Source organism: Falsiroseomonas sp. HW251, from assembly GCF_050563545.1.
Lineage (GTDB): Bacteria > Pseudomonadota > Alphaproteobacteria > Acetobacterales > Acetobacteraceae > Falsiroseomonas.
Genome location: NZ_JBNXUM010000039.1, coordinates 1 through 21,954 on the forward strand (window position 1 = coordinate 1; position 21,954 = coordinate 21,954).

Genomic DNA, 21,954 nt, shown 5'->3' on the forward strand with positions numbered 1-21,954 from the left:
GGGGACGAGGTTCGGCGCTTCGGACAAATAGGCTGGACTGCTCGACGCGATGCTGCCCTATCCTCCACGGCAGGCACGTAGGAACTTGGCGGCATAGACGATGGCGGATTGACGGGTTCAAAGATCGGCAAGTTTTCCTATATCGGCTTCTCGACCTCACGTCCAGCGATTTCCCTTGCGTCCAGCAGACAGAACACGCGCAGCGCGCTGGCCAGCGGCAGGGCCGGGTCGGCGCGGCCCGCATCCACGGTCGCCACAAGACCCGCCAGGCTCACGTCCCTCGCCGCCGCGATGTCCTCCAGCGCTTCCCAAAAGGCCGGTTCGAGCGCCACCGAAGTCCGGTGGCCCGCGAGGCGGAAGCTGCGCTTGCGGAGGTGGAGCGTCACGCGCCGCCGCCGTCGCGCACGGCCTGCGCGACCAGCCAGGCGGCGACCGCGGCCGCGTCCGGATGGTCTCGCCAGCGCGCCACCTGGAGCTTTCCGCAGGGCCGGGCCTCGGATCGCGGTGCGAGGCGGACCAGGCGGCGGCGGCGCAGCGCACCCGCCACCAGCAGGGACCGGCCGAGCGCCACGCCGCTGCCGTCGAGCGCGGCCTGCAGCACGCCGCCGATGTCGCGGAAGCGCAGCGCGAAGGGGCGGGCGCGTCCGGGCCCGATCCAGGCCGGCCAGGACCATTCGGGCCCGGTCTCCTCGCCGCTGCGGCCCTTGGCGAGCAGCGGCGCGGTCTCCCGCCAGGTCGCGCGATGCGCGCGCAGCAGCGCGGGCGCGGCGACCGGAAAGACGGTCTCGGGCGGGAAGGCGAGTTGGTGCGTGCCGGAAGGCGGACTGCCCGGGGGCTGCCAGAACAGGCCGAGTTCGACCTCGGCCCGCGCCGCCTGACCAGCGCTGTCCCAGGTCTCGACATCGATCGCCAAGCGCGGGAACGCGGCGGCCAGCGCGGGCAGCAGCGGCGAGAGCCACCACGCGAAGAGCCCCTGGCCCGTGCCGAGCCGGAAGGGCGCCGGCGCACCGCGCGCGAGCGCCGTCGCGCGCAGCGCCGACAGCCCGGCCAGGGCGGGGCCGAGCGCCTCCGCGAGCCTGGCGCCGGCCGGCGTCGGCCGCAGCCCGGGATTGAGCCGGTCCAACAGGCGCGTGCCGAAGAAGGCCTCGAGGGCACGCAGCCGGTGGCTCACGGCGCTCTGCGTCAGGCCGAGTTCCTCGGCCGCGAGGGTGACGGAGCCGTGGCGCAGCGCGGCCGCGAAGGCGAGGAGCCCGGGGACGGAAGGCAGGTCGCGGTGGTCCGGCACGAGCGCATGAAATCCGTTCATGCGCCGGCGCACAATGCTCATTTGCACGCCGGCCGCGCCGGGCGTCCCTCGGCTTCATGGCACGAACGGACCTTGTCATCGGTGTCGCCGCGGCACTGGGCGCGGCGCTGGTGGGGGCGGGCTGGCAGGTCGCGACGCGCGCGGCGTTGACGGGCAGCACGCTCGCGCCGCTCGACCTCGCAGTGTTCCGCTATGTCGTGCCGGCGCTGGTGCTGCTGCCGGTGCTCCTCCGCCAGGGGCCCTGGCCGAGCACGCGGCCGCGCTGGCTGGCGCTGCCGCTGGTCGCGGGCGGCGGCCTGCCCTTCGGCCTGCTCGCGATGTCGGGGGCGAGCCTGGCGCCGGTCGCGCATATGGGCGCGCTGATGCCCGGGACGATGCCGGTGCTGACCGCGCTGCTGGCCGCGGCGCTGCTGGGCGAGCGATTGCGGCGGCGGCAGGTCGCGGGATTCGGCGTGGTGACCGCGGGCGTCGTGCTGGTCAGCGGCAGCGCGCTTGGCGACGCCGGCCTTGCCACGCTGGCCGGCGACGCGCTGTTCCTCTGCGCCGCCATGGCCTGGGCGGTATTCGGCGTGGCGTTCCGCGCGGCCGCGCTGCCGGCACTGTCCGCGACCGCCCTGATGTCGCTGGTCTCCTCGGTCCTGGTCATGCCGCTGTGGCTGGCCTCCGGCACTGAGCGGCTGATGCAGGCGCCGCCGGCGGTGCTGCTGCAGGCCATCGCGATGCAGGGGTTGGTGGCGGGGCTGCTGGGGGTCTGGACCTATGCCGTCGCGGTGCGGCGGCTCGGCGCCGCGCCCGCCGCGCTGTCCGGCGCGGCGGTGCCGGCGCTCTCGGCGGCGGGCGGTTGGCTGTTGCTGGACGAGCTGCCGGCCCTGCCGGCGCTGGCCGGCATCGCGCTGACCATGGCGGGGCTGGTGCTGGCGGCGCCGCCCGGGATCATCCGCCGTCCAGCGTTCCGCCAGGCCGGATCATCGCTTCCGGCCGCACCCAGCGCTCGAAATCCTCGGGCGTGACATGGCCTAGGCGCTGCGCGGCGTCCTTCAGCGTGATGTCCTCCGCCAGCGCCAGCTTCGCGATCTGTACGGCCTTGTCGTAGCCGATCCTGGGGTTCAGTGCCGTCACCAGCATCAGCGACTTCGCGAGGTTGTCCTCGATCCGCGCCCGGTTGGGCTCGAGCTTGTCCACCATGTTGGCGGCGAAGCCCGCGGCGGCGTCGCCGATCAGCCGCGCGGATTGCAGCACGGCCTGGATGATAACGGGCTTGAAGACGTTGAGCTCCAGATGGCCCTGCGCGCAGGCCACCGTCACGGTGGTGTTGTTCCCCATGACCTGCGCGGCGACCATGGTCAGCGCCTCGGACTGCGTCGGGTTGGTCTTGCCGGGCATGATGGAGCTTGAGAGGCCGTCCGAGGGGATCACCAGCTCCGCGATTCCCGCGCGCGGACCCGAGCCCAGCAGGCGGATGTCATTCCCGATCTTGGTCAGCGAGACCGCGACCGTGTTGAAGGCGCCGTGCAGCTCGACGAAGGCGTCATGCGCGGCCATGCCCTCGGACGGCAGGGCGGAATCGACGAAATCCACCCCGGTCAGCACGGCCATGCGCTCGGCGAAGATGCGGGCGAAGTCGGGGTGGCGGTTGAGCCCGGTGCCCGCCGCCGTGCCGCCCTGCGGCAGGACCTTCATCCGCGGCAGCGCGACCTCGATCCGGGCGATGCCGAAGCGGACCTGCTCCGCCCAGGTCGCGGCTTCCATGCCGAGGGTGACGGGCACCGCATCCATCAGATGCGTCCGCCCGATCTTTACCACCTCCGCCCATTCCGCCGCGCGGCGCGCCAGCGAGGCATGCAGCGCCTGCAGCCCGGGGATCGTCGTATCCAGCACCGCCAGCACGGCGGCGACATGCATCACCGCGGGGAAGCTGTCGTTGGAGGACTGCCCGCGATTGACGTGGTCGTTGGGATGCACGGGCTTGCGCCCGTCGTCGGATCCCAGCGCGCGGTTGGCCAGGCGCGCGATCACCTCGTTGGCGTTCATGTTGGTCTGCGTGCCCGATCCCGTCTGCCAGACCGGCAGGGGGAAGTGCTCGTCACGCCGGTTGGCCGCGACCTCGGCGGCGGCCGCGGCGATGGCGTCGGCGATGTCGGGCGGCAATTCGCCGAGCGCCTTGTTGGCCTCGGCGGCCGCCTGCTTCTGCAGGCCGACGGCGCGGATCAGGATGGGGGGGAAGCGCTCCGTCCCGATCCGGAACAGGCGCCGGGCGCGCTCGGTCTGCGGGCCCCAGAGGCGGTCGGACTCGATCTCGATCGTGCCGAGGCTGTCTGTTTCGGTGCGGGTGCTGGTCATGGCTGTCTCCGGGGGCTCAGATGGGGAGCGCAACGCGGGGGCGTCATCACGGCTCCGCATGATGGTTGGAGCGAAGACGACATGACCGAACGCGTCGCCGACTACCTGGCGGGCCAGAAGGACGCGATCCTCGACCGCCTGCTGACGCTGATCCGCTTTCCCTCCGTCAGCACCGACCCGGCCTTCGAGTCCGGCATGCGCGGCGCGCGGGAGTTCCTGCTGGACCGGCTGCGCGCGATCGGGATGCAGGATGTGCGCCTGCTGGAGGCGCCGGGTGGCCAGCCCGCGGTCTATGGCGCCTGGCTCGGCGCGGGCCCCGACAAGCCCACCATCATGATCTACGGCCATTACGACGTGCAGCCCGCGGACCCGCTGGAGCTCTGGCATTCCCCGCCCTTCGAGCCCGCGATCCGCGACGGGCGGATCCATGCGCGCGGCGCGTCGGACGTGAAAGGCTCCACCACCATCGCAATCGAGACCATCGCCGGCTTCCTCGCGGTGGAGGGCGGCTGCCCCGTCAACGTCAAGCTCTTCCTGGAAGGCGAGGAGGAGGTCGGCAGCCCGTCGCTCACCGGCATCATCGAGCGCAACCGCGACCTGCTCCGCGCGGACGCCATGCTGTCGGCCGATGGCGGCGGCGCGGCCGGTCCGCGGCCGGTGCTCAACATCGGCTGCCGCGGCATCACCGCGCTGCAGTTTCGGCTGCGCACCGCGTCCAAGGACGCGCATTCCGGCAAGGTCGGCGGCGCCATGCGCAACGCGCTCCACGAGATGGCGAAGCTCGTGGCCTCCCTGCATGACGAGCAGGGGCGCGTGGCGGTCGAGGGCTTCGAGGCCGGCGCCGCGCCGATCTCCAACGCGCTGCGGGCCGAGGCCGCGTCGCTGCCGCTGGACGAGGCCGCCTGGTATGCCGAGTTCGGCGCGACGCCCTTCGGCGATCCCGCCTACTCCGTGCGCGAACGCACGACGCTCCGCCCGACCGTCGAGGTGAACGGGATGTGGGGCGGCTACACCGGCGCCGGCGGCAAGACCGTCACGCCGGCCGAGGCGCACGCCAAGCTGACGATGCGCCTGGTGCCCGGCCAGAATCCAGCCGCCGCGCAGGAAGCGGTCAAGGCGCATCTCGAGCGGATGGCGCCGCGCGGCGTGACGCTTGCCTTCGACTACACGCCCGGCGGCACCCGCGCCTACACCCTGCCGGCCGACCACCCGCTGCGCGCCGCGACCGCCGCCGTACTGCGCCGCGAGAAGGGCGGCGAGCCCGCGGTGACGCGCCTCGGCGGGACGGTGCCGATCACCACGATCTTCGCCGAGGAGCTCGGGATGGACAGCCTGATGTTCGGCCTGGCCAGCCCCGACGAGGACGCGCATGCGCCCAACGAGTTCTTCCGGCTGTCCTCGCTGGAGGAGGGGCTGCGGCTGTGGCCGCTGTTGCTGACGGAACTCGGCGGGATGCGCGCGGCCGATTTCCGCCGACCGGCCTGACCGGCCCGCCGCGTCATACCGTTCGAGCCTTTTCGTTGGCACGAAAAGGCTCCCTCAAGCGCCGGCGCCGCCATCCGGCGGCTTGGCTCGCCGCACTGGCGGCGGCGGCCGTTCGGCCGCTCGGCCGGCTGCGCCGGCCGCCATCGGATCACTGGAAATGTCCAGCGCGTCAGCCCGGCAGCCCGAGCCGGCGCAGCAGCCCCTCGAGCTCGGCGGACCAGCGCCGCTTGTGCGCGCGGTGGATCTCGAGCGCGGTCTGCGGGTCGCCGCGCCGCACCGCTTCCACCACGGCGGCGTGGTTGACGTTGGCGTAGACCGGCCGCTCGCGCAGCGGGGTGGTCAGCAGGCGGACGCGGTGGGCCTTGTCGAGGAACAGCCTGGCGATCTGCGCGAGGTGGCGGTTGCCGCAGAGCTCGATAATGAGGCGGTGGAAGCGGTAGTCGGCCTCGGCCCAGGCGGCACGGTCCTCGCCTTCCAGCGCGCGGTCCATGGTCGCGATAGCGGCGTCGAGCAGCGCCATCTCCGCAGGGCCGGGATGGCGCCGCGCCAGGCGCTCCGCGGCCTCCGCCTCGAGGCAGGCGAGCACCTCGTTGATCTCGCGGATGTCCTGCGCGGAGAGCGGCGTCACGCGCAGCCCGCGCGGCGCGGGCTCGAGGAACCCCTCGGACTGCAGGCGGATCAGCGCCTCCCGCACGGGGGTGCGGGAGGTGCCCAGCGCCAGGGCGAGCTCGGCTTCCAGCACCTTGGCGCCGGGGGCCAGGCGGCCATCGACGATTCGGGCCTTGATGGCCTCGTAGAGCCCTTCGACGAGGGACTGCCGCTCCGCCTCGTGTGCAGGCGTGGGAATTTGCGTATGCAGGAAACGCCTCCTCGATGCGGCCGGCCCCGTCATCTCCGATCGAGGCCGAGAGGGAACGGCCTTGCCGCGGCCGCAGCATTGCGCATACGCTCGGGCAAGACAACGTGCACGAGGAAGCGGCCCGGTCCATGCCCAGGTTCCTTGTCCTGCCCGGCGACGGCGTCGGCCCGGAGATCACCGCCGCCACGCTCGCCGTGCTGCGCGCCGCCGATGCGCGCTTCCGCCTCGGCCTCGACTTCGATGAGCGGGAGATCGGCTTCGCCAGCCTGCGCAGCCAGGGCACGACGCTGCCCGACGCCGTGCTGGACGCGGCGAAGGCGAGCGACGGCGTCATCCTCGGCCCCATCGGCCATCTCGATTATCCGCCGCGCGAGCAGGGGGGGATCAACGTCTCGGCCGCCTTCCGCGTCGGGCTCGACCTCTTCGCCAATGTCCGGCCGGCGCGGACGCGGCCGGGCCTCGGCTACCGGCCGCTCGACCTCGTGATCATGCGGGAGGCGACCGAGGGCTTCTATCCCGATCGCAACATGCATGCCGGCACGGGCGAGTTCATGCCGACGCCCGATATCGCGATGTCGGTGCGCAAGATCACGGCGCACGCCTCCACGCGCATCGCGCGCGAGGCCTTCCTGCTGGCGCGCCGGCGCCGGGGGAAGGTGACGGCGGTGCATAAGGCCAATACCTTCAAGCTGACCGACGGGCTGTGGCTTCGCTGCGTGCGGGAGGTGGCGCGCGACTTCCCCGACGTGGCGCTGGACGAGATCATCGTGGATGCCTGCGCGGCGATGCTGGTGCGCGACCCCGCGCGCTTCGACGTGCTGGTGGCGACCAACTTCCATGCCGACATCCTCTCCGACCTGGCGTCGGAGCTCTCCGGCGGGCTCGGCCTTGCCGGCAGCACGAACGAGAACGACCGGCTGTGCTGCGCGCAGGCGCAGCACGGCAGCGCGCCCGACATCGCGGGACAGGACCGCGCGAACCCGACCTCGCTGATCCTCTCGGCGGCGATGCTGCTGGACTGGCATGCGCGCCACCGCGGGAACGAGGCGGCGGGCCAGGCCTCGGCGGCGATCCATGCGGCGGTGGACGCGGCGCTCGCCGATCCCGCGACGCGCACGCCCGACCTCGGCGGCCCGCTCGGCACGGCGGCCTTCGGCGAGAGGCTGGCGGCGGCGCTGCGCGGCTGACCGCGCGCGACGGGAGGGAGAAGAGGACCGATGATCACGATGCTGCGGCGTGGATGCCTCGGCGTGATGGCGGCGCTGTTCGGCGCGCTGGCGCCCGTCGCGCCTGCGGGGGCGCAGGCCTGGCCTGACCGGCCCGTGCGGCTCATCATTCCCTTCCCGCCGGGCGGCGGCACGGACGTCGTCGCGCGCGTCGCGGCGCAGTGCATGAACCTCGGCCAGCCCATCGTGATCGACAACCGCGCCGGGGCCGGCGGCACCATCGGCACCGAGGCCGCGGCGAAGGCGCCGGCGGATGGCTACACGCTGGTCTCGCTGACGCTCTCCTCGGCGGTGCTGAACACCTTCCTCTACAACAACCTCGGCTTCGACACCCGGCGCGACCTGGCGGCGGTGGCGGAGATCGGGCGCAGTCCGAACATCGTGACGGTGCGGCCGAACTTCCCGGCACGGGACGTGCGCGGCCTGATCGAGCATGCCAGGGCGAACCCGGAGCGCGTCACCTACTCCTCCGGCGGGAACGGGACGATCGTTCACATGTCTTCCGTCCTCTTCGCCAACATGGCCGGGGTGCGGCTGCAGCACGTGCCCTTCCGCGGCGGCGGGCCGGCGCTGCAGTCGGTGATGGCGGGGCAGGTGGACCTGATGATCGACGCGCTGCCGGTGGTGGGGGCGGCGGTGCGGGATGGCTCGATCCGCGGCCTCGCCGTCACGGCCGCGCAGCGCCTGCCGCAATTCCCCGACCTGCCGACCGTCGCCGAGAGCGGCCTGCCGGGCTACGAGACGCAGAACTGGTTCGGCATCTTCGCCCCCGCCCGCACGCCGCGCGCCGTGGTGGACCGCGTCGCGGCGGAGGTCGCGCGCATCGCGCGAGACCCGGCCTGCCGCGCGCGGCTGACGGATATCGGCGTCGAGCCCACGGGGCTTGGGCCCGAGCCCTTCACCGCCTTCTGGGACCAGGAGCTCGCGACCTGGGGGCCGATCGTCCGCGACTCCGGCGCGCGGGTGGAGTGAGGTCGGGGCCCGGTCAGCGCGCGCGGTCGCCCGCGGCAATCAGCCCGCCGCCGCCCTCGACCAGCCCGATCAGCCAATCCACGGCGTTGCCGACATCCGCCTCCATGCTGCGGCGCGCGGAGGAGGCGTCGCCGCGCGCCAGCGCGCGCAGCGTCGCGCCGCGCAGGCTGCCGCGTTCCTGCTGGGTGTAGCCGCGGAACAGCAGGTTGTTGTAGGGCCCGCTGCGCAGCCAGAGGCCCTCGATCAGCTGCACCAGCGCCGGCATGGCGGAAGCGCGGTAGATCGTGAAGTGCAGCCGGCCGATGGCCGGGATCATCGCCTTGGCGTCGCCCGTCGGGCGAAGCGCGACGATCTCCGCCTCCCGCTGCTGCAATTCCTCGATCAGCGCGGGCGTGACATGCGCGGCGGCGCGCTCCGTCGCCAGCCCTTCCAGCGCGACGCGGATGTCGCGCAGCTCGCGCAGCTCGGCAGCGGTCAGCAGCGGGATGCGGATCCAGCGGTTCGGCTCCGCCTCGATCGCGCGCTCCGCGGCGAGGCGCGCGACCGCCTCCCGCACCGGCGTCATGCTGGTGCCGAGCTCCTCGGCCAGGCCGCGGATGGTGACGCGCTGGCCCGGCTCAAAGCGGCCGGCCATCAGGGCGCGCCGCAGCTCCCGCGTCGCGTGGTCGCGCAGCGTGGCGGGTGCGGTCATCCCCGGCCCTCGCCGCGGCGGACATGGTCGAGAAACTCGCGCACGCGCGGGCCGGCGGGATGGGCGAAGAAGGCTTCGGGCGGGCTGTCCTGCAGGATCTCGCCGCGGTCCATGAACAGGATGCGGTGCGCGACCCGGCGGGCGAAGCCCATCTCGTGCGTGACGACGATCATCGTCATGCCCGTATCAGCCAGGCCGATCATGGCGTCCAGCACCTCGTTCACCATCTCCGGGTCGAGGGCGGAGGTCGGCTCGTCGAACAGCATGACGCGCGGGCGCATCGCCAGCGCGCGCGCGATCGCGACCCGCTGCTGCTGGCCGCCGGAAAGCTCGGCCGGATACTTGTGCGCCTGCTCCGGGATGCGGACCCGCTCGAGCAGCGCCATCGCCTCGGCCTCCGCCTCTGGCTTCGGGCGGCGCTGGACCGTGATGGGGCCGACCGTGCAGTTCTCGAGCGCGGTGAGATGCGGGAAGAGGTTGAAGGACTGGAACACCATGCCGACGCGGCGGCGGATGTCGGGAGCCGTGCCGCGCCGGTGATCCAGCTCGATGCCGTCCACCTTGATCAGCCCGGCATCGTGCGGCACGAGGCCATTGATGCAGGCGATGGCGGTAGACTTGCCGGAACCCGACGGGCCGCAGATCACGACGCGCTCGCCGCGCGCGACGGTGAGGTCAAGTCCCGGCAGCACGAGCACCGGCCCGTAGCTTTTCCGCACGCCCTTCATCGTCACGACGGGGGTCACCGCACGCCGACGCCGAGGCGCCGTTCCAGCCCGCGGCTGTAGGCCGACATCGCGGAGCAGAAGGCGAGGTAGATCACGGCGATGAACAGGTAGGGCTCGATGTAGAGCCCCCACCATTGCGCCTGGGCGGTGGAGGCATTCGCCGCCCCCAGCAGGTCGAGCATCGAGATCACCACCACCAGCGAGGTGTCCTTGAAGGCGGCGATGAAGATGTTGACCAGGCTCGGGATCACGGTGCGCAGCGCCTGCGGCAGGATGATGCGACGCCGCGCCTGCCAGTACCCCATGCCGAGGCTGTCGGCGGCAAGGTATTGCCCGCGCGGGATGCCCTGGAGCCCGCCACGGATCGCCTCCGCCATGTAGGCCGCGAAGAACAGCGCGAAGGCGAGCTGCGCGCGCAGCAGCGTGTCCATCGTCCATTCCGCCGGCACGAGGTAGGGGAACAGGATCGCCGCGAGGAACAGCAGCGCGACCAGCGGCACGCCGCGGAAGAACTCGACGTAGAGCAGGCAGAGCGTGCGGATCACCGGCATGTCGGAGACGCGGCCGAGCGCGAGCAGCACCGCAAGGCCGAATGCCAGTGCGACGCCGACGCCGGCCAGCATCACCGTCAGCGGCAGCCCGCCCCAGAGGCGCGCGGGCACGAAGGCCAGCCCTGCGACGCCGCCCCACATCAGCGCGCCCATCAGCGGCGCGACGAGCAGCCAGGCCAGGGCCAGCGCGCGGGCCCGCCGGGGCGCGCGCCAGGTGGCCGGCGCTGCCGTCGCCGCGACCAGCGCGACGAAGGCCAGGAGTGCCAGCGCCGGCCGCCACTGCTCGGCATAGGGGTAGGGACCGAAGAGGATCAGCCGCCAGCGGTCGCGCAGGAAGGCCCAGCAGGCGCCGCCCGCCCGCGCGCAGGCCTCGGCGTTCGGCGCCTCGAGGCTGGCGCGCGTCACGCCCCAATCCCACAGGCCGAGCGCTGCACGCGCGACGAGCCAGAGCAGCGCGAGCGAGACGACGGCGTTTGGCACGCTGTCGAACATCCCCGCCGTCCAGCGCCTCACCGCCCGCCCCCGCCGCGCGCCATGATCCGGCGGTTGTAGAGGTTCATCAGCAGCGCCGTGAGCAGCGAGAGCGAGAGATAGACCAGCAGCAGGATCGCGATGCATTCCACCGCGCGCCCCGTCTCGCTGATCGTCACCTGGCTGACCCGCACCAGGTCGGGATAGCCGATTACTACGGCGAGCGAGGAGTTCTTGGTCAGCGAAAGGTACTGGCTGGTGACCGGCGGGATCACGATGCGCAGCGCCTGCGGGAAGACGACGAGGCGCAACGACTGGAAGCGCCGCAGCCCGAGCGAGGTCGCCGCCTCAACCTGGCCCTTCGGCACGCCCTGGATGCCGCTGCGGAGCGTCTCCGCCATGAAGGCCGACTGGTAGATGGTCAGCGCGACGACGAGTGCGACGAATTCCGGGCTGAGCGAGACGCCGCCCTGGAAGTTGAAGCCGCGCAGCGCCGGCCGCGTGATCTCGATGGGATCGGCGCGCAACAGCAGCACCAGCAGCGGCGGTGCTGCCATCGCCATCCAGGCGAGCCCGCGCCGCCCGATCGGCAGCAATCGGCCGAGCGCCAGTGCCAGCCCCGCGCCGATCGCCAGGGCCAGCGCGGCCTCGCCGAAGGCCGGCTGTGCAAGGGCTGCGGGAAAGTAGAGCCCGCGATTGGACAGGAAGACGTCCGGCAGCAGCTCCCAGGCCTGGCGCGGGGCGGGAAGCTGGCGGATGGCGATCTGGTGCCAGAACAGCAGCTGCAGCAGCAGCGGCGTGTTGCGCACCACCTCGATCCAGGCGCCGGCGATGTTGCGCGCGAGCCGGTTTGGCGAGAGGCGCATCAGTGCCAGGAAGACGGAGGCGAGCGTGGTCAGCGCGATGCCGACCACGGCGACGAGCACGGTGTTCGCGAGCCCCGCCTTGAAGGCCATCAGGAAACTGTCGCCAGGCCGGTAGCCCACCAGGTTCTCGCCGAACTCGAAGCTCGCGCGGCCGGCGAGGAAGCCGAAATCGATGCCGAGGTTCCGCCGCGCCAGGTTGCCCGTGACGTTGCCCCAGACCCAGAACGCGGCAGCGCCGACGAGGAGCAGCGCCAGTGCCTGCCAGACGGCGGCACGCAGGCCGGGGCGCTTCCACAGCGTGCGGACGGCGGGGGCCGCGGCGTCAGCGCGCAACGGTCGCCCCACCCCGGCCCCCCCCCGTGAACGGGGGAGGGAGAAGCGCGCTCAGCGCCAGGTCGGCGACCATTGCAGCCCGCCATTCTCGGCGAGCGCGTTGAGCCCGCGCGGCAGCTTGATCTCGCTCGCCATGCCGTAGTGACGCTCGAAGATCTCGCCGTAATTGCCGACCGAGCGGATCACCGTGACGGTGAAATCGTTGGGCAGGCCCATGTTGCGCCCGATATCGCCCTCGAGGCCGAGGAAGCGCCGGATCGCGGGGTCGCGGCTTTCCAGCATCTGGGAGACATTGGCCTGGGTGATGCCCATCTCCTCCGCGTTCACCAGCGCGTAGTGGACCCAGCGCGCGACATGGGCGAAGCGGCGGTCGTCGTCGCGGATCACCGGACCCATGTGGGACTTCGCGAAGATCTCGTTCAGGATCAGGTGCTGGTCGGGCTGCCGGAGGCGGGAGCGGCGCATGCCGAGGAAGGGCACCTCCGACGTCACGACGTCGCAGCGGCCTTCCTCGTACAGCGTGTACATCTGCGTGGTGTTCTCGACCGCGAGCGGGCGGAAGGTCATGTTGCGCGCGCGGAAGTAGTCGGCGATCAGGCTGTCGGTGATGCCGCCGGCGACCAGGCAGATGGTGGCGCCGTTCAGGTCGGTCAGGCGCTGCGCGCCGGTGCGCCGGTGCACCATGAAGGCCTGGCCGGAGAACAGGGTGGGGCCCACGAAGTCCAGGCCGAGCTCGGTGTCGCGCTGGATGGTGTAGGTGATGGCCAGCGCCACCATGTCCACCTCGCCGCTGCGCAGCGCCGGGATGCCCTGCGCCAGCGTCATGGTCCGGAACTCGACCTTGTTCGCGTCGCCGAGGATCGCGGCCGCCATGGCGCGGCAATAATCCACGTCGAAGCCGACGCGGTTGCCCCGCGCGTCGAGCGCGGAAAGGCCGGGCACGTTCTCGTAGACGCCGCAGCGGAAGACGTTCCGCTGCCTGATGGTGTCGAGCTGCGGCGCGACCTGCGCCGCTGCCTCCGCGATGCCGAGGCCGAGGCAGGCGGCCGCGGCCAGCAGCAGGGATCTCATCGGGGTCATCGTGCTTCTCCTCCCTTTGGCTTGTTGGTCAGTATGTCCGCTCGACGGGCGTGTCGGATGTCGCGCGCGTGGCGCGCACCTCCTCCACCGCGTCGCGCAGATCGGCGAGGTACATCTCCGCGGTCTCGGCATGGACGGGGTTGAGGTGCATGTGGATGCCGGGCGGCTCCGCCTGGCGGCCGACGAACCAGCCGCGCGCCGTCAGCCCCTCCGCCACCGCGCCGATGTCGAGCGCAGGATCGGTCGAGCGGTAGACGAAGATGCAGAGCTCGTGCGGCTCCAGCACCGCCAGGCCGGGGATCGCGTTGATCCCCGCGGTCAGCGTCGCGACGGTGTCCATGATGACCTTCGCCCAGTGGACATAGCCCTCGCGGCCCAGGAAGTTCATCACCGCCCAGGCCGCCGCCACCGCTCCGCCCGCGCGCGTTCCCTGAGACGTATTGGACACGTAGGCGCCGCGTTCCCAGTCGTTGAAGGTGAAGGTCTGGTACTGCTGCAGCGCCGCGTCGCGCAGCATCATCATGGAGGCACCCTTGGGCGCGTAGCCGTATTTGTGCAGGTCGGCGCTGATGGACATGACGCCGGGCACAGCGAAGTCGAAGGGCGGGATCTCCTGGCCGAGCTCGCGCACGAAGGGCGCGAGGAAGCCGCCGACGCAGGCATCCACATGCATCCAGAGCCCGCGCGCCTGCGCGAGCGCGGCGATCTGCTCGATCGGGTCGAAGACGCCGAAGGGATAGTTCGGCGCGCTGCCGAGCAGCATGATCGTCTCGGGCGTGATCCGCTTCGCCATCTCGGCCGGGTCGGCGCGGAAATCGTTGCGCGTGGTCGGCACGCGGATGACGCGGATGCCGAGATGCTGCGCGGCACGGTCGAAGGTCGGGTGTCCGGTGCGCGGGATGACGATGTTCGGGTTCGTGATTCCCTTCGTCTCCCGCGCCCAGTCGCGCGCGGTTTTCAGCGCAAGGAAGATGCTTTCCGACCCGCCGGAGGTGAAGGTCGCGACGGCGTCCCCGGGCGCGTGGTGCAGCGAGAGGCCCATCTGCAGGACCTCGCTCTCCAGCTTCTTCATGCTGGGGAAGGCGCGCTGGCCCATCGCGTTCTCCGTCCAGTAGGCGCAATAGGCCTCCTGCTGGACGCGCTTCACCTCCTCGTTGAGGTAGTAGAAATAGAGAGCCATCCGGCCCTCGCGCCACCTGAAATCGTCCTTCTTGGCGGATTCGAGCTCGGCCTTCAGCTCCTCCCAGGGGCGGCCTTTCTCGGGGATGCTCAGCATCGTCGCGGTGTCTCCGTCAGGCGCGCGGGCGTGCGCTGGTGGCAAGCGTGAAGCCGTCCATCCGCGGCTCGTAGGCGACATTCGCCCGCGTGGCCCAGAGGTTCGACATGTAGTGGGTCGGCAGCACGGCATGGTCGCGCATGGCGATGGCGGTCGCCTCGCGCAGCAGCGCCTCGCGCGCCGTGTCGTCCATCGTCTCGAAGGCCTGCCACATGCGGCGGTCCACCTCGGGGTTGGAGTAGCGGCCGCGGTTCTGCGCGCCGAAGCCGCGGTCGCGGTCGAAGCTCGCGATCAGGGTGCGCATGGTCGTCAGCCCGCCGGAGGTGCCCGCGCCCCAGGAATTGAAGAAGAAGCCGAACTCCAGCCGCCCGACCCGCGGGAAGAACGCCGTCGAGGGCAGTGCATCCACCTGCGCCTGGATGCCGACCCGGGACAGCATCTGGGCGAGCGCCTGCAGCACCTTCTCGTCGTTGACCAGGCGGTCACTGGTGCCGGTAATGGTCAGGCGGAAGCCGTTGGGCAGCCCGGCCTCGGCCAGCAGGCGCCGCGCGCGGTCGGGGTCGAAGGTCAGCGGCGGCAGGTCGGGGACATGGCCGAAGACGCCGCGGTCCACCAACTGGTTGGCCGGCACCGCCATACCTTCCATGACCACGCGGCAGACGGCCTCGCGGTTGATCGCGAGCGACATCGCTTCCCGCACGCGGCGGTCCCGGAAGGGATTCGCGATCGCGCTGCCGTCGATCGCGGTGACGCCGGGGACGTTGTCGCGGTGGAAGTCGAAGGCGAAGAAGACGACGCGGTTGCCGACGCTCTCCACCACGGCCGTCGCTGGGCCGGTTCGCAGCCGCGGCAGGTCGGCCGGTGGCGGCTGGTCGATCAGCCCGGCCTCGCCCGCGAGCAGCGCGGCAACCCGCGGCCCGTTCGCGGAGACCGGACGGATCACCACGCGTCGGAAGGCGGGCGGCCCGTTCCAGTGACGCGGATTGGCCTCCAGCACGATCCGCTGGCCGCGCGCATACTCCACCGCGCGATAGGGACCGGTGCCGGGGAAGCGCAGCGCGTTGAAGTCCTGCGTCGTCGCCTGCTCTGCCGCCGCCGGCGCGATCATTACCGCGCCCATGTAGTTCGGCATCAGCGGGAAGGGCGCGGCGGTGCGCAGCACCAGGGTCAGCGGGTCCTCCGCCACGGCGTCGGTGATCTGGCGAACGTAGATCGCGAAGGAGCCGGGGCTGTTCGTGATCGCCGGGATGCGCCGGAAGCTCGCCAGCACGTCGGCGGCGGTGAAGGGGCTGCCGTCATGCCACAGGACGTTCGGGCGCAGCCGGAACTCCCAGGTCAGCGGGTCGCGCGGGCGCCAGGACAGCGCGAGCTCCGGCTGCAGCTCCATCCGCGGGCCCTGGCCGACGAGGAACTCGTAGACCTGGCGATGGACGGTGATGGAGGGGTCGTGCTCGTGGAAATGCGGGTCGAGCGAGGTGGCCTCGGCCGCCGTCCCGATGGTCAGCGTCTCGCCCGCCGCCTGCGCGCGAGCGACGCCCGGCACCGCCAGCGCCGCGGCCATGCCCGCCAAGGCGCGGCGAGACACCAGGAGCGCACCATCCACCATCCGAGCCTCCCCGTGTCCTTGCTTGACGTGGAGGCTACCGACAGGATGTGATCACATACAAGAGCTTTGATGGGGGGCCGGCATGTTGAAGGGCGGCGCGGCCGCGGCGGGAATCGGCGATCCGGCCTCGCCCCACTATCCCCGCGCCTTCAACCCGACGCCGCCCTGGCCGCACGGCTTCCCGATCGAGGGCGCGCCGCCCGACATCGCGCGCTGGCGGGCCGGCAACACCGGCATCCCGTATCTCTGGACCTTCGACGGCCCGGCGCCCGGCCCGCACGCCGCCGTCGTCGCGCTGACGCATGGGGAGGAATGGTCGGGCGCGCATGCCGTGGACATGCTGCTGCGAGAGGGCGTGCGGCCGGCGCGCGGGCGCCTGTCACTGCTGTTCCACAACTGGCGCGCCCATGCGCGCTGGAACCCGGCCGAGCCGAACCGCGCCTTCTACATCGACCGCGACCTGAACCGCGTCTGGGATCCCGCGCTGCTCGACGGCGACGCGCAGGGCGGCGAGCTGGACCGGGCGCGCGAGTTGCGCGGCTGGCTCGACACGGTGGATCATCTGCTCGACCTGCACAGCACGCAGCAGCCTTGCCCGCCCTTCGCCCTCGCCGGCCGCCTGTCCCGCAGCGTCGCCTTCGCGCAGGACGTCGGCTTCCCGCACATCGTCATCGAGGACATGCCGCATGCCGCCGGGCTGCGGATGCGCGACTGGCCGCCTTTCGAGGATCCGGCCGGGCACCGCACTGCGCTGGTCGTCGAATGCGGCCAGCACTGGGTCGCGTCGAGCGTGACGCATGCGCGCCAGGCCGCCCTCGCTTTCCTCACGCATCTCGGCATGGCGCCGGCGCCGCTGCTGGCAGCGTGCCCGCCACCCCGCGGCGCGGTCCAGGTGATCGAGACGACAGGGTCTGTCACGGCGACGACGGATGCGTGCGAGTTGCTGGCGACCTGGCCCGACCTTGCGCTGGTGCCGCGCGCGGGGACGCTGATCGGCCAGGACGGCCCGGCGGAGGTCCGCACGCCGCATGACGACGCCGTGCTGATCCTGCCGGTCCGCCGCCCGCGCCGGGGCCTGACCGCGGTGCGTTTCGGCCGCGTGCGTGTTGGAGGTGCGGCCGGATTACCTCTGGCGCACGCACCAGGGTGACGTCAGGGACGGGGCCGCTTCCCGGGAGGGGCAGCGCCCCTCCCGGAACGCATCACGCCGCCTGCTGCAGCGCCACGGGCCACTTCGCCAGCGCGCGCCGGTCGTAGTCGTCGGCCAGGGCCCGCAGCGCCGCTGCGCCGTCCCCGTTGAAGGACGGGCCGTGCATCAGGGCGAGGGTGCGCGGCGCGGTCTCGGCCAGGCGGCGGATCGTGACGCCCATGCCGGGATTGAGGCTCGAATAGCCGAAGAGGTCCTCGCCCTGGATCGCGGGGCCGACGATGTCGCCGCTGGTCAGGGCGGGGCCGTCGCCGAGCTGCGTGAAGAGGTCGCCGCAGAGCAGCGTGCCGCTGCCCTCGTCGTACAGCACGCCGGCGTCCCAGCCATGCGGGATGTGCGGCGTGTCGATGTAGCGCACGCGCCGACCGCGGCCGAGGTCCAGCGCCTCGCCATCTGCGAGCACGCGCGGCGGGCGGTCGGCCATGTCGTTCAGCGAGACCAGCGCGCCGGTCTGGCCATGCGCGACCTCGGCGCGCGGGGCGACGGCGAGCCATTCGTTCATCGCGCCGCACTCGTCGGCCTCGTAGTGGCCGAAGCTGATCCAGCGCAGGGTCTCGAGCGGGATCAGGCGTGCGACGGCATCCCTGAGCAGCGGGAACATCCGGCGCAGGCCGGTGTGGAACAGCAGCGGCTCCTCGCCGCGGATGAGGAAGTGGTTGAAGGTGAAGCCGGCGGGGGGCGCGATGTCCGGCACATGGACGGACAGGCGGAAGATGCCCTCAGCGATCTCGTCGATCTTCGCATTCATGACGCTGTCTCCGGTGCGCCGCCCCGCCGGCAACGGGGGGAGCGCGTCGGTCAATCAATTTGACCGTACAGACATGTATCCCTAAATTGGCGGCAACGTCAACAATGAACGCACATCACTGTGCAGTGAAAATGGCCCGCCCCTACATCCTGAAGCGCCGCGCCGAGCAGCAGTCCGAAACCCGCCAGCGCATCGTCGAGGCGGCGGTGGAGCTGCATTCGAGCCTCGGCCCCGCGCGCACCTCGCTGTCCATGGTGGCGGAGCGCGCCGGGGTGCAGCGCCACACGCTCTATGCGCACTTTCCGGACGAGCGGAGCCTGCACATGGCCTGCTCGGGCCTGGCGCTGGAGCGCGACCCGCTGCCCGACCCCGATGCCTGGGCAGCGCTGCCGGAGGGAAGCGCGCGGGTCGGCGCGGGGATCGGCGCGCTCTTCGGCTGGTATGCGCGCAATGCCGATCTCGCGGCCTGCGTGCTGCGCGACGCGGAGGCGCATGAGGTCACGCGGGAGATCGTCGGCCTGCGCTTCGGCCCGCCGATGCGCCGCGCGACCGAGGTGCTGAACGAGGGGCTGTCAGCACCGCAGCGTGCGATGCTGCACCTGATGATGGGCTACCCTGCCTGGCGCAGCCTGGTGCAGGAGAGCGGCCTGTCGCAGGAGGACGCCGTGGCGGTCGCCGTCCGCGCGGTGGAGCAGTCGGGGTAGCTGGTCGAAGCCTCGGCGAAGGCGCAGAGGATGCACATGGCCTTCGCCGACCCCCGCGACGGGGACATCGAGGACGACGCCTCCTCGACCTCGCGTCACAGCCTGCTGGCGCATGCCGGGACGATGCTGCTCGACACCAGCCTGCCGAAGCTGGCGATCGCGCTGGTGCAGGCGCTGGTGGTCCCGGGCCTGGTGCTGGGCGCGGCGCCGGTCGTGGCGCTGTGGTTCCTGCAGCAGGTCTGGTGGCGTCTTCCCGGAGAGGCGAATGCGGCTTGGCTGTCGGTGTTCCTCGCCGTGGATGCCTGGCTGGTCTGGCGATTCGGCCCCCGGCTGTTCCGGATGGTGGAGCGCGCCTTCTGGTCGCTGAATGCGGGCCTCGTGCAGCCGCTCTTCATGGCGGTGCGGGAGGCGGTGCGGCAACTGCTGGAACGCCGCCTCGCGCGGCGCGAGGCCGGGGCGGAGGCGCTGGCGAAGCGGCGCGTGACGGCGGGGCTGGTCGCGGGCGGGCTGATCGCGGCCGTGGGTGCGCTGACCGCTTATGCCGTAGGGCCGCTGCCGCGCTGGTTCTCGCCGGTGCTGGGGGTCGAGGACCTGCCGCTCTTCCTGCGCGACGCGCTGGCGAACGGGGTCTGGGCGGTCTCGGCCTATCTGGCGGTCGCCGCACCCGCCTGGTCGCTGGGCGAGGCGATCGCGGGCTCGCCGCGCGACCTGCCGCCGGCGCCGGAGGGAGAGGCGGAATGGCGCGTCGCGCATCTCTCCGACATCCACCTGGTCGGCGAGGAATACGGCTTCCGCCTGGAATGCGGCCGCGACGGGCCGCGCGGGAACTGGCGCTTCGAGGCCGCGCTGCGCGCGCTGGAGGAGGCGGATGCGCGCGCGAGGCTCGACCTGGTGCTGATCACCGGCGACGTGACGGATGCCGGCCGCAACGCGGAGTTCATCGCCTTCGCCGACGCCATGCGCGCGCATCCCTCGCTCGCTGCTCGGACGCTGATCCTGCCGGGTAACCACGATCTCAACATCGTGGACCGCGCGAGCCCGGCGCGGCTGGAATTGCCGACCTCGCCGGGGCCGTGGATCCGGCGACTGCGCATGCTGGCCGCGACGGCAGCGCTGCAGGGCGGGCGGGTGAGGGTGATGGCACCGGGGCGGCGCGCGGTCGGGCCGACGCTGGACGAATTCCTCGCGCAGGATGGGCGCAGCGCGTCGATGGCAGCGTTCCTGGACGACGGGCGCGTGCCACGCGGCCAGCCACGCCCGCGGGATGTGTGGGAGGCCTGCTTTCCGATGGTGGTGCCGCCGGCGTCACCGGACGGGTGCGGCGTGCTGCTGCTCGACAGCAACGCGCTGACGCATTTCTCCTTCACCAACGCGCTCGGCATCCTGGCGGCGGCGGAATGGCACGCGGCGGAGCATGCGATGGCGGAATGGCCGCGGGCGCGCTGGCTGGTCTGCCTGCACCATCACCTCGTCGAATATCCGAAGGCCGGCGTGAAGCTCGCCGACCGGATCGCGACGGCGCTGACCAACGGGCACTGGGTGATCGCGCGGCTGCGACGGCAAGCGGCTCGGCTGGTGGTGCTGCACGGGCACCGGCATACCGACTGGACGGGGGAGGTCGGGGGCGTGCGTATCCTCTCGGCGCCCTCGCCGGTGATGGGGGACGCGGATCTGGCGTCGCCACGGTACTTCTGGATCCAGCGTTTCGCGCGCGGGGAAGGTGATGCGCTGGCGGTGCTGGCGGCAGAGCGCATCGATGTTGCCTGCCAGCCCGGCGCGCCAGCCGCCGAATAGCCGTGAACCCGTGGCCTCGGGCGGTGTAGTAGAACCGCTGCTCCGCAGGAGGCGCCCTTGGTCGGGATGTCGTTCCGCGATGCGGAATACGCCGGCTGGACCGCGCGGGCGGCCAGCTACGACGCGCATTTCGCGGCCATCACCAGCCAGGCCATCCCGGCGATCCTGGAGGCCGTCGGCGACCTGGCAGGCCGCAGGTTTCTCGATGTCTGCTGCGGACCCGGCCACCTTGCAGCGGCGGCGGCCGAGCGCGGCGCGCTGGCCGAGGGGATCGATTTCGCGCCGACCATGGTTGCGCAGGCTCGACGCAACCACCCGGCCGTTACCTTCCGCGAGGGCAATGCCGAGCATCTGGACCATCCGGCAGCCAGCTTCGATGCCGTTGCCTGCGCCTTCGGCGTGCTGCATCTGCCCTCTCCCGACCAGGCCATCGCCGAAGCGTTCCGGGTGCTGCGGCCCGGCGGGATCTTCACCTTCACGCAGTGGGCCGCGGAGGACGAGCTGCTCGCCCTCGTCGGCAGCGCGGTGGCGCGGCATGGCGATCCCGGCGTGACGCTGCCCCCGGCACCGCCGCCGATGCGGTTTGCGCTGGCGGATGAGTGCTGCCGCACACTCGTCGCGGCGGGCTTCACGGAGGTCGCGGTCGTCCGCCTCGGACTCGCCTGGCACACCGAGCGGCCCGAGGCCGTGCTCGAGCTCATCCATGGCGGCGCGTTGCGCGCCGCGATGCTGATCGAATCCCAGCCGCCGTCCAACCGCGAGCGCATCGAGGCCGCGATCGTCGAAGCCGTCAGGTCGCGGCCGGCGCCAGGCGGAGGCTTTCGCGTCCAGCGACCGACGTTGCTCGCGAAAGGCCGCAAGCCGCCCGCTCGCTGCCCCGATCAGCCCCCGAACGCTTCCCCGTAGCTCGCGATCTCGATGAGGTTGCCGTCGGGGTCGCGGCAATAGACGCTGCGGATCGGACCGAGCGCGCCCTGCTTGGCCGTCGGCCCGACCTCCACCGTCACGCCGCAGCCATGCAGGTGGTCCACCACCTGCTCGGGGCTGACCGTCACGACGAAACACAGATCCTGCGAGCCCGGCGCGGCGGCGGTGCCGGTGAACCAGTCATGCTGCGTCGCCTCGACGGGGCGCAGGTTGATCTTCTGACCGCCGAACTTCAGGGCGGTGCGGCGGTGCACGCCCGAGGTGAACTCGTCGCGCTCCATCCCGAGCACGCGCTGGTACCAGGCGGCACTGATCTCGACGTCGCGGCAGGTGATGACGAGGTGGTCGAGGCGGTCGACGGCGAAACGCATCAGGGGGTGCTCCGAAGGCGCGCGGTCACTTCGACCTCGATCTTCATGTCCGGCGATTGCAGCCCGGCGACCAGCATGGTGGCCGCCGGCCGCGCCTCGCCGAGCCAGCGCTTCACGATGGGCCAGCAGGGCGGCCAGTCCGCGCGATCCGGCAGGTAGAAGACGACGCGCACGACATCCGCCATGCGCGCGCCGGCTTGGTCGAGCGCGGCGGCGATGTTGCGGAAGGCCTGGTCGCACTGCGCCTCGACCCCCGGCGCGATTGTCATGGTGGCGTAGTCGTAGCCCGTGGTGCCGGATACGAAGACAAGGTCGCCGTCGAGCACGGCGCGGGAATAGCCGATCTCGTCCTCGAAACGGCTGCCGGAGGTGATGAGACGCCTGATCATGGCCGTCCTCCTAGCCCGCGGGCG

22 protein-coding genes are annotated in these 21,954 nt (G+C 72.0%); 8 read left to right on the plus strand and 14 right to left on the minus strand.

Annotation, left to right across the window (positions count from 1 at the left end; all coding sequences use genetic code 11):
* Positions 1-137: 137 nt before the first annotated feature.
* On the minus strand, positions 138-386 hold the full coding sequence (locus ACLF3M_RS30870) for a ribbon-helix-helix domain-containing protein (RefSeq protein WP_430660861.1): 249 nt from the start codon (positions 384-386) through the stop codon (positions 138-140).
* Complete coding sequence (locus ACLF3M_RS30875) at positions 383-1,306, minus strand: LysR family transcriptional regulator (RefSeq protein WP_430660862.1); 924 nt, start codon at positions 1,304-1,306, stop codon at positions 383-385. Before ACLF3M_RS30875 ends, ACLF3M_RS30870 begins: the two co-directional genes overlap by 4 nt.
* 56 nt (positions 1,307-1,362) lie before the next feature.
* Between ACLF3M_RS30875 and ACLF3M_RS30880 the strand changes: the two genes are divergently transcribed.
* Positions 1,363-2,316, plus strand: a complete 954-nt coding sequence (locus ACLF3M_RS30880) for a DMT family transporter (RefSeq protein ID WP_430660863.1) — start codon at positions 1,363-1,365, stop codon at positions 2,314-2,316.
* On the opposite strand, the gene ACLF3M_RS30885 is transcribed toward ACLF3M_RS30880, so the two are convergent.
* Complete coding sequence (locus ACLF3M_RS30885; RefSeq protein WP_430660864.1) at positions 2,240-3,646, minus strand: class II fumarate hydratase; 1,407 nt, start codon at positions 3,644-3,646, stop codon at positions 2,240-2,242. The two genes, ACLF3M_RS30880 and ACLF3M_RS30885, sit on opposite strands and share 77 nt — an antisense overlap.
* Positions 3,647-3,727: 81 nt before the next feature.
* Here ACLF3M_RS30885 and ACLF3M_RS30890 point away from each other — a divergent pair, with 81 nt between their 5' ends.
* Positions 3,728-5,131 (plus strand): M20/M25/M40 family metallo-hydrolase, encoded by a 1,404-nt coding sequence (locus tag ACLF3M_RS30890; RefSeq protein ID WP_430660865.1) that lies wholly within the window; start codon positions 3,728-3,730, stop codon positions 5,129-5,131.
* 169 nt (positions 5,132-5,300) lie between these two features.
* On the opposite strand, the gene ACLF3M_RS30895 is transcribed toward ACLF3M_RS30890, so the two are convergent.
* Positions 5,301-6,023 (minus strand): GntR family transcriptional regulator, encoded by a 723-nt coding sequence (locus ACLF3M_RS30895; protein ID WP_430660866.1) that lies wholly within the window; start codon positions 6,021-6,023, stop codon positions 5,301-5,303.
* Between the two features lie 95 nt (positions 6,024-6,118).
* On the opposite strand from ACLF3M_RS30895, the gene ACLF3M_RS30900 reads away from it, so the two are divergent.
* Positions 6,119-7,177 carry an isocitrate/isopropylmalate dehydrogenase family protein gene (locus ACLF3M_RS30900; protein WP_430660867.1) on the plus strand — a complete coding sequence of 353 codons (1,059 nt, stop codon included), beginning with the start codon at positions 6,119-6,121 and terminating at the stop codon, positions 7,175-7,177.
* A gap of 30 nt (positions 7,178-7,207) precedes the next feature.
* Positions 7,208-8,188, plus strand: coding sequence for a Bug family tripartite tricarboxylate transporter substrate binding protein (locus tag ACLF3M_RS30905; protein WP_430660868.1), 981 nt, complete (start codon positions 7,208-7,210; stop codon positions 8,186-8,188).
* Between the two features lie 13 nt (positions 8,189-8,201).
* Here ACLF3M_RS30905 and ACLF3M_RS30910 read toward each other — a convergent pair whose 3' ends face one another.
* From ACLF3M_RS30910 to ACLF3M_RS30940, 7 genes are read right to left on the minus strand one after another with little or no spacing between them, the layout of a single operon-like run.
* Entirely contained in the window at positions 8,202-8,879 is a 678-nt protein-coding gene (locus tag ACLF3M_RS30910; RefSeq protein ID WP_430660869.1) for a GntR family transcriptional regulator, read from the minus strand.
* Positions 8,876-9,625: an amino acid ABC transporter ATP-binding protein gene (locus ACLF3M_RS30915; protein WP_430660870.1), complete on the minus strand. Its 750-nt coding sequence runs from the start codon at positions 9,623-9,625 to the stop codon at positions 8,876-8,878. Before ACLF3M_RS30915 ends, ACLF3M_RS30910 begins: the two co-directional genes overlap by 4 nt.
* Positions 9,622-10,671, minus strand: a complete 1,050-nt coding sequence (locus tag ACLF3M_RS30920; RefSeq protein ID WP_430660871.1) for an amino acid ABC transporter permease — start codon at positions 10,669-10,671, stop codon at positions 9,622-9,624. Before ACLF3M_RS30920 ends, ACLF3M_RS30915 begins: the two co-directional genes overlap by 4 nt.
* Positions 10,668-11,828 (minus strand): amino acid ABC transporter permease, encoded by a 1,161-nt coding sequence (locus ACLF3M_RS30925; protein ID WP_430660872.1) that lies wholly within the window; start codon positions 11,826-11,828, stop codon positions 10,668-10,670. Before ACLF3M_RS30925 ends, ACLF3M_RS30920 begins: the two co-directional genes overlap by 4 nt.
* A gap of 51 nt (positions 11,829-11,879) precedes the next feature.
* Positions 11,880-12,908 (minus strand): amino acid ABC transporter substrate-binding protein, encoded by a 1,029-nt coding sequence (locus ACLF3M_RS30930; RefSeq protein WP_430660873.1) that lies wholly within the window; start codon positions 12,906-12,908, stop codon positions 11,880-11,882.
* Between the two features lie 28 nt (positions 12,909-12,936).
* Positions 12,937-14,184, minus strand: coding sequence for a pyridoxal phosphate-dependent decarboxylase family protein (locus ACLF3M_RS30935; RefSeq protein ID WP_430660874.1), 1,248 nt, complete (start codon positions 14,182-14,184; stop codon positions 12,937-12,939).
* A gap of 16 nt (positions 14,185-14,200) precedes the next feature.
* Entirely contained in the window at positions 14,201-15,790 is a 1,590-nt protein-coding gene (locus tag ACLF3M_RS30940; protein WP_430660875.1) for an ABC transporter substrate-binding protein, read from the minus strand.
* Positions 15,791-15,872: 82 nt separating this feature from the next.
* Between ACLF3M_RS30940 and ACLF3M_RS30945 the strand changes: the two genes are divergently transcribed.
* Positions 15,873-16,940: a peptidase M14 gene (locus tag ACLF3M_RS30945; protein ID WP_430660876.1), complete on the plus strand. Its 1,068-nt coding sequence runs from the start codon at positions 15,873-15,875 to the stop codon at positions 16,938-16,940.
* Positions 16,941-16,992: 52 nt separating this feature from the next.
* Here ACLF3M_RS30945 and ACLF3M_RS30950 read toward each other — a convergent pair whose 3' ends face one another.
* On the minus strand, positions 16,993-17,745 hold the full coding sequence (locus ACLF3M_RS30950) for an MBL fold metallo-hydrolase (protein WP_430660877.1): 753 nt from the start codon (positions 17,743-17,745) through the stop codon (positions 16,993-16,995).
* 131 nt (positions 17,746-17,876) lie between these two features.
* On the opposite strand from ACLF3M_RS30950, the gene ACLF3M_RS30955 reads away from it, so the two are divergent.
* The 3 genes from ACLF3M_RS30955 to ACLF3M_RS30965 all read left to right on the plus strand — a co-directional run bounded on the left by ACLF3M_RS30955 (position 17,877) and on the right by ACLF3M_RS30965 (position 21,149).
* Positions 17,877-18,449: a TetR/AcrR family transcriptional regulator gene (locus ACLF3M_RS30955; protein WP_430660878.1), complete on the plus strand. Its 573-nt coding sequence runs from the start codon at positions 17,877-17,879 to the stop codon at positions 18,447-18,449.
* 36 nt (positions 18,450-18,485) lie between these two features.
* Positions 18,486-20,243, plus strand: coding sequence for a metallophosphoesterase family protein (locus ACLF3M_RS30960; RefSeq protein ID WP_430660879.1), 1,758 nt, complete (start codon positions 18,486-18,488; stop codon positions 20,241-20,243).
* Positions 20,244-20,309: 66 nt separating this feature from the next.
* Entirely contained in the window at positions 20,310-21,149 is an 840-nt protein-coding gene (locus ACLF3M_RS30965; RefSeq protein WP_430660925.1) for a class I SAM-dependent methyltransferase, read from the plus strand.
* Here the strand turns inward: ACLF3M_RS30965 and ACLF3M_RS30970 are convergent.
* Both ACLF3M_RS30970 and ACLF3M_RS30975 read right to left on the minus strand, forming a co-directional pair.
* Positions 21,125-21,541, minus strand: coding sequence for a VOC family protein (locus ACLF3M_RS30970; protein ID WP_430660880.1), 417 nt, complete (start codon positions 21,539-21,541; stop codon positions 21,125-21,127). The genes ACLF3M_RS30965 and ACLF3M_RS30970 overlap by 25 nt on opposite strands.
* Complete coding sequence (locus ACLF3M_RS30975; protein ID WP_430660881.1) at positions 21,541-21,930, minus strand: RidA family protein; 390 nt, start codon at positions 21,928-21,930, stop codon at positions 21,541-21,543. Before ACLF3M_RS30975 ends, ACLF3M_RS30970 begins: the two co-directional genes overlap by 1 nt.
* Positions 21,931-21,954: the final 24 nt, after the last annotated feature.

Excerpts from the sequence above, each read along its gene's own strand:
- ACLF3M_RS30890 (WP_430660865.1), top strand. The coding sequence starts at position 3,728 with ATGACCGAACGCGTCGCCGACTACCTGGCGGGCCAGAAGGACGCGATC.
- ACLF3M_RS30930 (WP_430660873.1), bottom strand. The coding sequence starts at position 12,908 with ATGACCCCGATGAGATCCCTGCTGCTGGCCGCGGCCGCCTGCCTCGGC.
- ACLF3M_RS30895 (WP_430660866.1), bottom strand. The coding sequence starts at position 6,023 with ATGACGGGGCCGGCCGCATCGAGGAGGCGTTTCCTGCATACGCAAATT.
- ACLF3M_RS30910 (WP_430660869.1), bottom strand. The coding sequence starts at position 8,879 with ATGACCGCACCCGCCACGCTGCGCGACCACGCGACGCGGGAGCTGCGG.
- ACLF3M_RS30950 (WP_430660877.1), bottom strand. The coding sequence starts at position 17,745 with ATGAATGCGAAGATCGACGAGATCGCTGAGGGCATCTTCCGCCTGTCC.
- ACLF3M_RS30970 (WP_430660880.1), bottom strand. The coding sequence starts at position 21,541 with ATGCGTTTCGCCGTCGACCGCCTCGACCACCTCGTCATCACCTGCCGC.
- ACLF3M_RS30940 (WP_430660875.1), bottom strand. The coding sequence starts at position 15,790 with ATGGTGGATGGTGCGCTCCTGGTGTCTCGCCGCGCCTTGGCGGGCATG.
- ACLF3M_RS30945 (WP_430660876.1), top strand. The coding sequence starts at position 15,873 with ATGTTGAAGGGCGGCGCGGCCGCGGCGGGAATCGGCGATCCGGCCTCG.
- ACLF3M_RS30900 (WP_430660867.1), top strand. The coding sequence starts at position 6,119 with ATGCCCAGGTTCCTTGTCCTGCCCGGCGACGGCGTCGGCCCGGAGATC.
- ACLF3M_RS30955 (WP_430660878.1), top strand. The coding sequence starts at position 17,877 with ATGGCCCGCCCCTACATCCTGAAGCGCCGCGCCGAGCAGCAGTCCGAA.
- ACLF3M_RS30935 (WP_430660874.1), bottom strand. The coding sequence starts at position 14,184 with ATGCTGAGCATCCCCGAGAAAGGCCGCCCCTGGGAGGAGCTGAAGGCC.
- ACLF3M_RS30965 (WP_430660925.1), top strand. The coding sequence starts at position 20,310 with ATGTCGTTCCGCGATGCGGAATACGCCGGCTGGACCGCGCGGGCGGCC.
- ACLF3M_RS30875 (WP_430660862.1), bottom strand. The coding sequence starts at position 1,306 with ATGAACGGATTTCATGCGCTCGTGCCGGACCACCGCGACCTGCCTTCC.
- ACLF3M_RS30905 (WP_430660868.1), top strand. The coding sequence starts at position 7,208 with ATGATCACGATGCTGCGGCGTGGATGCCTCGGCGTGATGGCGGCGCTG.
- ACLF3M_RS30880 (WP_430660863.1), top strand. The coding sequence starts at position 1,363 with ATGGCACGAACGGACCTTGTCATCGGTGTCGCCGCGGCACTGGGCGCG.
- ACLF3M_RS30975 (WP_430660881.1), bottom strand. The coding sequence starts at position 21,930 with ATGATCAGGCGTCTCATCACCTCCGGCAGCCGTTTCGAGGACGAGATC.
- ACLF3M_RS30960 (WP_430660879.1), top strand. The coding sequence starts at position 18,486 with ATGGCCTTCGCCGACCCCCGCGACGGGGACATCGAGGACGACGCCTCC.
- ACLF3M_RS30885 (WP_430660864.1), bottom strand. The coding sequence starts at position 3,646 with ATGACCAGCACCCGCACCGAAACAGACAGCCTCGGCACGATCGAGATC.